The sequence below is a fragment of the Streptomyces sp. NPDC039465 genome, from assembly GCF_055639315.1.
In genome coordinates, this window is sequence record NZ_JBVKAP010000007.1 from 496,097 (window position 1) to 506,246 (window position 10,150).

The 10,150-nt window shown below is 72.5% G+C and carries 10 protein-coding genes; 7 read left to right on the forward strand and 3 right to left on the reverse strand.

Annotated features, from left to right (window positions below):
* The first annotated feature begins 38 nt into the window (after window positions 1-38).
* The 5 genes from ACZ7LT_RS25090 to ACZ7LT_RS25110 all read left to right on the forward strand — a co-directional run bounded on the left by ACZ7LT_RS25090 (window position 39) and on the right by ACZ7LT_RS25110 (window position 5,108).
* Entirely contained in the window at window positions 39-941 is a 903-nt protein-coding gene (locus ACZ7LT_RS25090; RefSeq protein WP_471238339.1) for an SIS domain-containing protein, read from the forward strand.
* A gap of 148 nt (window positions 942-1,089) precedes the next feature.
* Complete coding sequence (locus ACZ7LT_RS25095) at window positions 1,090-2,025, forward strand: ROK family protein (protein WP_471238340.1); 936 nt, start codon at window positions 1,090-1,092, stop codon at window positions 2,023-2,025.
* Window positions 2,025-3,170: an N-acetylglucosamine-6-phosphate deacetylase gene (nagA, locus tag ACZ7LT_RS25100; RefSeq protein WP_471238341.1), complete on the forward strand. Its 1,146-nt coding sequence runs from the start codon at window positions 2,025-2,027 to the stop codon at window positions 3,168-3,170. The genes ACZ7LT_RS25095 and nagA overlap by 1 nt, the downstream gene beginning before the upstream one ends.
* 116 nt (window positions 3,171-3,286) lie before the next feature.
* The gene (locus ACZ7LT_RS25105) at window positions 3,287-4,201 is read left to right on the forward strand and encodes a 1-phosphofructokinase family hexose kinase (protein WP_471238342.1); all 915 of its coding nucleotides are present in this window, start codon (window positions 3,287-3,289) and stop codon (window positions 4,199-4,201) included.
* Between the two features lie 55 nt (window positions 4,202-4,256).
* Window positions 4,257-5,108, forward strand: a complete 852-nt coding sequence (locus tag ACZ7LT_RS25110; RefSeq protein ID WP_471238343.1) for a class II fructose-bisphosphate aldolase — start codon at window positions 4,257-4,259, stop codon at window positions 5,106-5,108.
* Between the two features lie 21 nt (window positions 5,109-5,129).
* Here the strand turns inward: ACZ7LT_RS25110 and ACZ7LT_RS25115 are convergent, their stop codons facing one another.
* Together ACZ7LT_RS25115 and cdgB are read right to left on the reverse strand one after the other, a co-directional pair.
* Window positions 5,130-6,077 (reverse strand): CBM35 domain-containing protein, encoded by a 948-nt coding sequence (locus ACZ7LT_RS25115; protein WP_471238344.1) that lies wholly within the window; start codon window positions 6,075-6,077, stop codon window positions 5,130-5,132.
* A gap of 111 nt (window positions 6,078-6,188) precedes the next feature.
* A complete protein-coding gene (cdgB, locus tag ACZ7LT_RS25120) occupies window positions 6,189-7,985 on the reverse strand; it encodes a diguanylate cyclase CdgB (RefSeq protein ID WP_471238345.1) in 1,797 nt (598 codons plus the stop codon).
* Window positions 7,986-8,278: 293 nt separating this feature from the next.
* On the opposite strand from cdgB, the gene ACZ7LT_RS25125 reads away from it, so the two are divergent.
* Entirely contained in the window at window positions 8,279-8,830 is a 552-nt protein-coding gene (locus tag ACZ7LT_RS25125; protein ID WP_471238346.1) for a flavin reductase family protein, read from the forward strand.
* Window positions 8,831-8,861: 31 nt separating this feature from the next.
* On the opposite strand, the gene arfB is transcribed toward ACZ7LT_RS25125, so the two are convergent.
* Window positions 8,862-9,296, reverse strand: a complete 435-nt coding sequence (gene arfB, locus ACZ7LT_RS25130; RefSeq protein WP_471238347.1) for an alternative ribosome rescue aminoacyl-tRNA hydrolase ArfB — start codon at window positions 9,294-9,296, stop codon at window positions 8,862-8,864.
* 149 nt (window positions 9,297-9,445) lie between these two features.
* Between arfB and ACZ7LT_RS25135 the strand changes: the two genes are divergently transcribed.
* Window positions 9,446-10,021 (forward strand): TerD family protein, encoded by a 576-nt coding sequence (locus ACZ7LT_RS25135; RefSeq protein WP_019887429.1) that lies wholly within the window; start codon window positions 9,446-9,448, stop codon window positions 10,019-10,021.
* The last annotated feature ends 129 nt before the right edge of the window (window positions 10,022-10,150 follow it).

A 10,150-nucleotide genomic window follows, 5' to 3' on the forward strand; every position in this document is an offset into this window, starting at 1 on the left:
ATCTGTTGCTTTCTGCAGGAACCAAGGAGCCGTGACGTATGTCCCGTACCGCATCCCGTACCGCAGCGGAGATAGCGACCCAGCCGGAGTGTTGGCGCCGAGCGGCCGAGGCCGTGGCCGATTTCGAGGGACTGCCGAGGCCGGGTGAGCGGGTGGCCGTCACGGGGTGTGGGACGTCGTGGTTCATGGCGATCGCGTACGCGGCGCTGCGGGAGGCGGCGGGGCAGGGGGAGACGGACGCCTTCGCGTCGTCGGAGTTCCCGGTGGGCCGGACGTACGACCGGGTCGTCGCGATCACCCGCTCGGGTACGACGACGGAGGTCCTGGAGCTGCTGACCGCGCTGCGCGGGAAGGTCCCGACGCTCGCCCTGACCGCCGACCCGAAGACCCCGGTCATGGAGGCGGCGGACGCGGTGGCCGTCCTGGACTGGGCGGACGAGGAGTCGGTGGTCCAGACGCGGTTCGCGACGACGGCGCTGGCGTTTCTGCGGGCGGGGCTTGGGCCGGTGGCGGGCTTGAAGCCGGTCGCGGAGGCGGCGCGGGACGCGGAGCTGGCGGTGACGGAGCCGCTGCCGGAGGCGGTGGTGGGCGCGGAGCAGTGGACCTTCCTGGGGCGGGGCTGGACGTACGGGCTGGCGCTGGAGGCGGCGCTGAAGATGCGGGAGGCGGCGGGGGCGTGGACGGAGTCGTACCCCGCGATGGAGTACCGCCACGGGCCGATCTCGATCACCGGCCCGGGGCGGGTGGCCTGGGTCTTCGGCGAGCCCCCGGCGGGCCTGGCGTCCGACGTCGCCCGCGTGGGCGGCGCGCTGATCTCGTCCCCGTCCGACCCCCTGGCCGACCTGATCCGCGCGCAGCGCCTAGCGGTGACGCTGGCGGAGTCCTCGGGCCTGGACCCGGACCGGCCGCGGAACCTGACGCGGAGCGTGATTCTGTCGTGAGGGTCCCGTAGGCGGCCGCCCGGGCCCCGGCCGCCCCTGCCCGTCCCGTACGCCCCGCACCCCCGGGCCACCCCGAATTTGTATGCCGCCGCAACAATCACTCGAAGTGGACTAGACCTTTCGCGGCCGTCCGGGCCAGACTGTCTCCGTGAGACACGTCATCGCCCTCGATGTGGGCGGCACCGGCATGAAGGCCGCCCTCGTCGGGGCGGACGGGACACTGCTGCATGAGGCGCGGCGGGCCACCGGGCGGGAGCGGGGGGCCCAGGCGGTCGTCGGGTCGATTCTGGAGTTCGCCGACGAGCTGCGCGCGCACGGGCTGGAGCGGTACGGACAGGCCGCCCTCGCCGCCGGGGTCGCCGTGCCGGGGATCGTCGACGCCGAGAACGGCGTCGCCGTCTACGCCTCCAACCTGGGCTGGCGCGACGTCCCCCTGCGGAAGCTGCTCGGGCGGCGCCTCGGCGTCCCCGTCGCCCTCGGGCACGACGTCCGTACCGGCGGTCTCGCCGAGGGCCGGATCGGCGCAGGACAGGGCGCCGACCGGTTCCTCTTCGTCCCCCTCGGCACCGGCATCGCCGGCGCCATCGGCATCCGCGGCACCATCGAGGCTGGCGCCCACGGCTACGCCGGGGAGATCGGCCACATCATCGTCCGCCCCGGCGGCACCGAGTGCGGCTGCGGCCAGCGCGGCTGCCTGGAGCGGTACGCCTCCGCCTCGGCCGTCTCCCAGGCCTGGGCCGCCGCCTCCGGTGACCCGCACGCGGACGCCGCCGACTGCGCCAAGGCCGTCGAGTCCGGCGACCCCCGGGCCGCCCAGATCTGGCAGGAGGCCGTCGACGCCCTCGCGGACGGCCTGGTCACCGCGCTCACCCTGCTGGACCCCCGCACGCTCATCATCGGTGGCGGTCTCGCCGAGGCAGGGGAAACCTTGTTCACACCACTGAGGGCCGCCGTGGAGGAACGCGTCACGTTCCAGAAGCTGCCCGCCGTCGTACCGGCGGCCCTCGGGGACACCGCCGGATGCCTGGGCGCGGGCCTCCTCGCCTGGGACCTTCTCTCCCTCGACTCGGAGGTATCCGCCTGATGGCCGTTTCCACAGTTCTCGCCGGCGCACGCGTCGTGCTGCCGACCGGGATCGTCGACAGCGGGCGGGTGATCGTCGAGGGCGAGCGCATCACGGGCAGCGCCCCCGCCGACACGGAAACGCTCGACCTGTCCGGCCACTGGCTCGTCCCCGGCTTCGTCGACATGCACAACCACGGCGGCGGCGGCGCCTCCTTCACCTCCGGCACCGTCGACGAGGTCCTGCACGGCGTCCACACCCACCGCCTGCACGGCACCACCACCGTCGTCGCCTCCTTCGTCACCGGCGACACCGACTTCCTCACCCGGCGCGCCGGGCTGCTCTCCGAACTCGCCGAGCAGGGCGACATCGCCGGCATCCACTTCGAGGGCCCCTTCATCTCGCCGTGCCGCAAGGGCGCGCACGACGAGACGCTGCTGCGCGACCCCGACCCGGCCGAGGTCCGCAAGCTCGTCGACGCGGCCCGCGGCCACGCCAAGATGGTCACCCTCGCCACCGAACTCCCCGGCGGCCTCGACTCCGTACGCCTCCTCGCCGACCACGGCGTGATCGCCGCCATCGGCCACACGGACGCCACGTACGAGCAGACCGTGGCGGCCATCGACGCCGGCGCGACCGTGGCGACCCACCTCTACAACGCCATGCCCGCCCTCGCCCACCGCGCCCCCGGCCCCATCGCCGCGCTCCTGGAGGACGAGCGGGTCACCGTCGAGCTGATCAACGACGGTACGCATCTGCATCCGGCCGCCCTGGAGCTGGCGTTCCACCGCGCGGGCCCGGCCCGGGTCGCCTTCATCACCGACGCCATGGACGCGGCCGGCTTCGGCGACGGCGTCTACCACCTCGGCTCGCTGGAGGTCGAGGTCAAGGACGGCGTCGCCCGGCTCGTCGAAGGCGGCTCGATCGCCGGCTCGACCCTCACCCTCGACACCGCCTTCCGGCGCGCCGCGACCATCGACCGGCTGCCGGTCGAGTCGATCGTGCAGGCCATCTCCGCCAACCCGGCCAAGCTGCTCGGCCTGTACGACGAGGTCGGCTCCCTGGAGCCCGGCAAGTACGCCGACCTGGTCGTCCTCGACGCCGACTTCACGCTCAAGGGCGTGATGCGGCGCGGCGCTTGGGTGGTTGAGCCCCAAGTGGGCTGATTTCGTAGCGAATTACGGCAGCGGCGGTTGGTCCAGGGTCTGGGCCAACCGCCTTTCGTTTGGCATGATCGGGTCGCACAAGGGGCGAGAAAGCGTTTTCCACGGGGGTGCGTACGGTGATCCTTACGGTCACGCTGAACACCGCCCTGGACCTCACCTACCGGGTCCCCGCGCTCGCGCCCCACACCACCCACCGGGTCACCGACGTCGTCGAACGCCCCGGCGGCAAAGGCCTCAACGTCGCCCGCGTCCTCGCCGCCCTCGGCCACGAGACCGTCGTCACCGGCTTCGCCGGCGGCCCCACAGGCGAGGTCCTACGCGCCCTGCTCGCCCCGCTGCCCGTACGCGACGCACTCGTCCCCACCGCCGGGACCACCCGCCGTACGGTCGCCGTCGCCGACACGGCCACAGGCGACACCACGCAGTTCAACGAGCCCGGACCGCACATCTGCCCCGCCGAGTGGGCCGCGTTCCTCGCCTCGTACGAGACGCTGCTCGGCCAGGCCGACGCGGTCGCGCTCTGCGGCAGCCTGCCGCCGGGCATCCACGTCGGCGCGTACGCGGAGCTGATCCGGCGGGCCCGCGCCGCCCACGTACCCGTACTCCTGGACACCAGCGGCGAGCCGCTGCGCCGGGGCATCGCCGCCCGCCCGGACCTGATCAAGCCCAACGCCGACGAACTCGCCCAGCTCACCGGTGCCCGCGAGCCCCTGCGCGCCACCCGCGACGCCCGCCGGCGCGGCGCCCACGCCGTCGCCGCCTCACTGGGCGCGGCCGGCGTGCTGGCCGCCACCCCCGACGGCACCTGGCAGGCCACGCCGCCCGCGCCGGTGCGCGGCAACCCGACCGGCGCGGGCGACTCGGCCGTCGCGGGTCTGCTGTCCGGTCTCGTCGAGGACCTGCCGTGGCCGCAGCGCCTCGCGCGGGCGGTCGCGCTGGCGACGGCGACGGTGCTGGCCCCGGCGGCGGGCGAGTTCGACGCGGGGGCGTACGAGGAGCTGTTGCCCCGGGTGCAGGTGGCGACGGCGTAGACCGGGGCCGCGCCCACGAGGAGGCGACGCGCCCCACGAGAAGAGGAGCCCGCACATGCCACTCGTCAGCACCGGCCAGCTCGTCCGTGAGGCGCGGCGCGCGGGGCAGGGTCTCGCCGCGTTCAACGTGATCACCCTGGAACACGCCGAGGCCATCGCGGCGGGCGCCGAGCGGGCCGGGGCCCCGGCGGTGCTCCAGATCTCGGAGAACGCGGTCCGCTTCCACGGCGGGCGGCTCTCCGCCGTCGCGGCCGCGACCGCCGCCGTCGCCCGCGCCTCCGACGCGCCGCTCGCGCTCCATCTCGACCACGTCGTCTCGGTCGGGCTGCTGCGGCAGGCGCACGCGGAGGGGTTCAGCTCGGTGATGTTCGACGCGTCGAAGCTGCCCTACGGCGACAACGTCAAGGCGACCGCGGAGGCGGTGCGCTGGGGCCACGATCGGGGCATCTGGGTCGAGGCGGAGCTGGGGAAGGTCGGCGGCAAGGAGGGCGAGCCGCCGCTGGACGCGCACGCCCCCGGCGTCCGCACGGACCCGGCGGAGGCGGCCGCGTACGTCGCCGACACGGGCGTCGACGCGCTCGCCGTGGCCGTCGGCTCCTCCCACGCGATGACCGAGCGCACGGCGTCCCTGGACCACGCCCTGATCGCCCGCCTGAAGACGGCGGTCCCGGTGCCGCTGGTACTGCACGGCTCGTCGGGGGTCCCGGACGCGGAGATCCGCGCGGCGATCACCGCGGGCATGGTCAAGATCAACGTCGGCACGGCCCTGAACACGGCCTTCACCACCGCGGTCCGCGCCTTCCTGACGGCCCACCCCTCGACGGTCGACCCCCGGAAATACCTCGTCCCGGCCCGCGAGGCGATGGCCGGGACGGTGGCGGACTTCCTGGCCGTCGTCAGGGGCTGACGGCGGCCGGGGCGGCCAGGATCAGGCGCCGGTGTCGGGCCGGACCTCCAGCCAGTCCAGGATGGCGTTGCACTGGTTGCCCTGCTCGCAGGAGATCTTGATCTCGTTGTCGCCCTGCTTCAGCTCGACCGGCGCCCACGTGGTCTGCCAGTTGTTCTCCCACGCCGGGTCCGTGGAGTGGCGGAAGTTCTTCAGGCCTATGGGGCTGGTGTTCGCCTTGCCGTTGATCGTCAACGTGGCGTTGGCGTCGACCATCGGAATGGCGTAACGGACGTAGAGCCGGTAATTGCCCTTCTCCTCGACCTTCGCCTTCCAGGTGACGGAGGCGCCGATCGCGTTGAAGTTGGTGACGTACGCGCCGTCGGTGCCCTCGGCGCCCTTGATGTCGGTCGCGAGCGCCGCCGGCGGGCCGAGCTTCAGCGTCGCCGCGTCCTGCTTGGGCAGCGGCGCCGACGGCTTGTCTTCGTCCTTGGAGGGCTCGGGGCTCGGGGATTCCTGGACCTGAGTGGAGCCGCCGCTCGGTGTACCGGCGCCCGTCTCCTTCTTCTCGTCGCCGTTGGTGAGCACCGCCACCGTGATGCCGACCACCACGACCGCCACGACCGCGATCGCGCCGAACAGCAGGCCCTTGGTGTTGGGGCCGCCGCGGCCGGAGCGCTGGGGCTGGCGGGGGCCGCCCTGGGGCGGGACCTGGCCGTAGGTCTCGGGGGCCGCGTACTGCGCCGCCGGCTGGCCGTACGGCTGCTGCGGCTGCTGCTGGTGCGGCACCTGACCGTACTGGCGCTCGCCGACCGCCCTGACCTGGTTGTACGACGTTCTGGGCACGCCGGGCTGCGCGGCCGGACCGGGGTAGCCGTAGCCACCGCCCTGGCGGGGCGACTGTGTGCCTGTCGCCTGTCCGTCCGCGTACAGGTAGCCGAACGGATCGTCGTCCTCGGGCGTGCTCGCGCCGTTGTTACCGGCAGCCATCCCTGGTCACTCCTATCCATGCTCGCCAGCCGTCGCCGACCGGCCGAGCCTACCCCGAACGGGCCACCCCGGGCCCCGGCCCTTGACCGGCCTGATGGCCGGGGCTGGAGGCTACCCCGCCCGGCGGTGCACCTTCGACCGGGACCGCTTTTCGATGTACATCCGCTGGTCGGCGGAGTTCAGGACCTCTTCGACGGTCATGCCGCACTCTGCCCAGCCGATGCCGAAGCTCGCCCCCACCCGGACGGCCCGTCCGTCCACCCGGATCGGCGGAATGATGGCGTTGCGCAGGCGAAGTGCCAGGTCAGCGGCGTCGGCGGCACCGAGGCCGTCGGCGAGGACGACGAATTCGTCACCCCCGAGCCGGGCGACGGTGTCCCCGTCGCGTACGCCGGTGGTGAGCCGGCGCGCGACCTCGACCAGCACGGCGTCGCCGGTGTGGTGCCCGAACCGGTCGTTGATCGACTTGAAGCCGTCGAGATCGCAGAAGAGGACGGCCAGCCCCTTCGTGCCGTCGTCGATCTCGTCCGAGGGCGCGACCGTGTGCACATGGTGGTCGTACGGGCCGCCGGCGCCCCGGTCGAAGTCGAAGCCGTCGGCCCGGAAGCTGTGCTCGTACTCGCCCTGCTCCTGGTACTCGCCCTGGCTCTGGCCCTGGTCCTGGCTCTGGTACTGCTGCTCGTACTCGCCGTGCTGCTGTCCGTGCTGCTGGTACTCGGGCGCGTAGTCGTACTCCCCGTGCCCGGCGGCCGTCGGCACCGCGTACCCGCCGCCGTCCCGGGAGCCGAGCGCGGGGCGCTCGCAGAGCCGGGCGCTGAGCCGGGCCCGCAGCTCGGCGCTGTTGGGCAGGCCGGTGAGCGCGTCGTGCGAGGCGCGGTGGGCGAGCTGGAGCTCGTGCCGCTTGCGCTCTTCGATGTCCTCGACGTGGGTGAGCAGGAACCGGGGCCCGTCGGCGGTGTCGGCGACGACGGAGTTCCGCAGCGAGACCCAGACGTACGTGCCGTCGCGCCGCCCCAGCCGCAGCTCGGCCCGGCCGCCCTCGGCGGACGTACGCAGCAGGGTGCCGATGTCCTCGGGGTGGACGAGGTCGGAGAAGGAGTAGCGGCGCATCACGGACGAGGGGCGGCCGAGCAGCCGGCACAGCGCGTCGTTGGTGCGCAGCAGCCGGCCGTGCTGGTCGCCGCCCATCTCGGCGATGGCCATGCCGGACGGCGCGTACTCGAAGGCCTGCCGGAAGGACTCCTCGCTGGCGCGCAGGGCCTGCTGCTCGCGTTCGAGCCGGACGAGGGCACGCTGCATGTTTGCTCTGAGCCGGGCGTTGCTGATCGCAATCGCGGACTGCGACGCGTACATCTGGAGTGCCTCACGGCCCCAGGGGCCGGGGTGCCTGCCGTTGCGGGGGCGGTCGACGGAGATCACGCCGAGCAGCTCCCGGCCGCTGCCCGGGGGTCCCCCCGGGTGGGTGGAGCGAACGCCGGGGGAGTACATCGGGGCGTAGAGCCGGTCCTGCGGGTGCCACTCGTCCTCGAAGCGCGGGGCGGGGCCTTCGGTGTGCCATTGAGGGACGTCGTCCTCTACGAGGACCCAGCCTTCGGTGTGGGGTATGAACCGCAGGTCACCCCAGGCCTCGCCCATGGAGAGGCGGCGGTCCCAGGAGGCGCGGGAGCCGACCCGGCCGGTGATCAGGGCTTCGGCCGCGGGGCTGCCGGCGAAGGCCGCGACGACCAGGTCACCGTCGGGGCGTACGAGATTGACGCAGGCCAGCTCGTAGTTGAGGCCCGCGACGACGCCGTCGGCGACGGTCTGCAGGGTGTCCGCCAGGCTGCGGGCTGTATTGAGGTCGGCGACGACCTGATGCAGCTGCCGCAGGGTCGCAAGACGGACGTACGGCTCCGACTCGGTCTCCATTGCTCGCTCTCCCCGAGACCTCGACAGCAACTCCAGGATTCTCATCGGCACTCTTGCTGCACTGTCCCCGCCACTGAATCACAGCGAGCTGTGCACCCGGTACACAGGGTCAACAAATACTGCCCTCTGTGACTCAAGTCACAAGGGGTGATGAAGGGTGCCGTGCGGGGCGCGGGAGCGCTCCCTCTCTTTTCTGAACGCAAACTGAACACATGGTCCTAGGACCCACCCCGTAGCCCGACTGGTTCCCGGGCCCGATGCTCCACGGCGAACGGCGAGGTTAGCGTGCCGGTGTGTTGCAGACGAGCCCCGCCCCGGTCCCCGCCGTCCCCCATCCTGAGGGGGTGAGCAACGACGACTTCCGAGCCGCGATGTCCCGGCTGGCCGCCGGCGTGGTGCTGGTGACGGCCCACTCGCCGGACGAGGGCCCCTACGGCGAGGACGTCGGCATGACCGCGACGGCCTTCATGTCCGTCTCGCTGGACCCCCCGCTGGTCCTGGTCAGCCTGCGCGAGGGCTCCCGGATGGACGACCTGCTGGCGGAGCAGCCGCTGTGGGGGGTCTCGGTGCTCGCGGAGAGCCAGCGGCAGGTGGCCGGCCGGTTCGCCATGAAGGGCCGTATCAGCGACCGTCTCCTCTTCGCGGACCTCGCGCACACGCGCGGCAAGGTGTGCGGGGCGCCGCTGATCGACGGGGCGCTGGCGGTGCTGGAGTGCTCCACGGAACAGCGCGTCGAGGCCGGCGACCACACGCTGGTGATCGGGCGGGTGCTGCGCGCGGAGCTGCCGAACGTGGAGGGCAGTCCGCTGACGTACTTCAAGGGGCGTTACCGGCAGCTGGGGTGACGCGAGCCCATGAGGCAGGGGCGGGCCGGGGCTACCAGTCCCGGCCCGAGCGGCCCCGCTTCGTCTCCGCGCGGGCCTTCTTCTCCCGCAGCCGCCGTTCGTTGATGCCGCGAGGGATCCGCGTCGGCCGGCGCGGCTTCGGCGGCGGGGCCGTCGCCTCGGCCAGCAGGGCGGCGAGGCGGACCGCCGCCGTCTCGCGGTTGCGCCACTGGGAGCGGTGCTCCGACGCCCGTACGGTGATCACACCGCCGACCAGCCGGGAGGCGAGGCGCTCCAGGGCGCGCTCCTTCCACACCGGCGGCAGCGCGTCCGTCGCCGCCAGGTCGAAGCGGAGCTCCACCTGCGAGTCGCTGGTGTTGACGTGCTGTCCGCCCGGGCCCGAGGAGCGCGAGAAACGCCACATGAGCTCGGCCTCGGGCAGCGAGACGGAGCCGCGGATGACATGGGGACCGGACATGCCTTCCATGTTCCCCGCCTCCCTGCCCCCGCGTCACCCTCTTTTCATGGGGCAGTCTTTCGGGGGCTTTCTGCTTGATGGAACCAGGCCGTCGCGCCCGGCGTTATGACGGATGAAGGTCACGGGGACCACGAGGAACACGAGGAAAGGCACTTTCCATGGCTGTAAGCCTGTCCAAGGGCGGCAACGTTTCGCTGACCAAGGAGGCGCCGGGCCTGACCGCGGTCACCGTCGGCCTCGGCTGGGACGTCCGTACGACCACGGGTACCGACTTCGACCTCGACGCCTCCGCCATCGGTGTGGACGGCGCGGGCAAGGTCGCTTCCGACGCGCACTTCGTCTTCTTCAACAACAAGTCGACGCCGGACCAGACGATCGTGCACACCGGTGACAACCGCACCGGCGAGGGCGGCGGCGACGACGAGCAGATCAACGTCAACCTGGCGGGCCTCCCGGCCAACGTCGACAAGATCGTCTTCCCCGTCTCCATCTACGACGCGGTCAACCGCTCGCAGAACTTCGGCCAGGTGCGCAACGCGTACATCCGCATCCTCAACCAGGCCGGCGGCGCCGAGATCGCCCGCTACGACCTGAGCGAGGACGCCGCCACCGAGACCGCCATGGTCTTCGGCGAGCTGTACCGCAACGGCGCCGAGTGGAAGTTCCGTGCGGTCGGCCAGGGTTACGCCTCCGGCCTGGAGGGCATCGCCCGCGACTTCGGCGTCAACATCTGACGTAACGGCAGTTGAGTTCAGGGCCCCGGCGGACGCTCGGGTTCTAGGAGTCGTTGCAACACCCCAGCTCAAGGGGTGGCATGGACTTCGATATCCGCGAGGACCGGCAGCCGCAGGGACGCAGGAAGC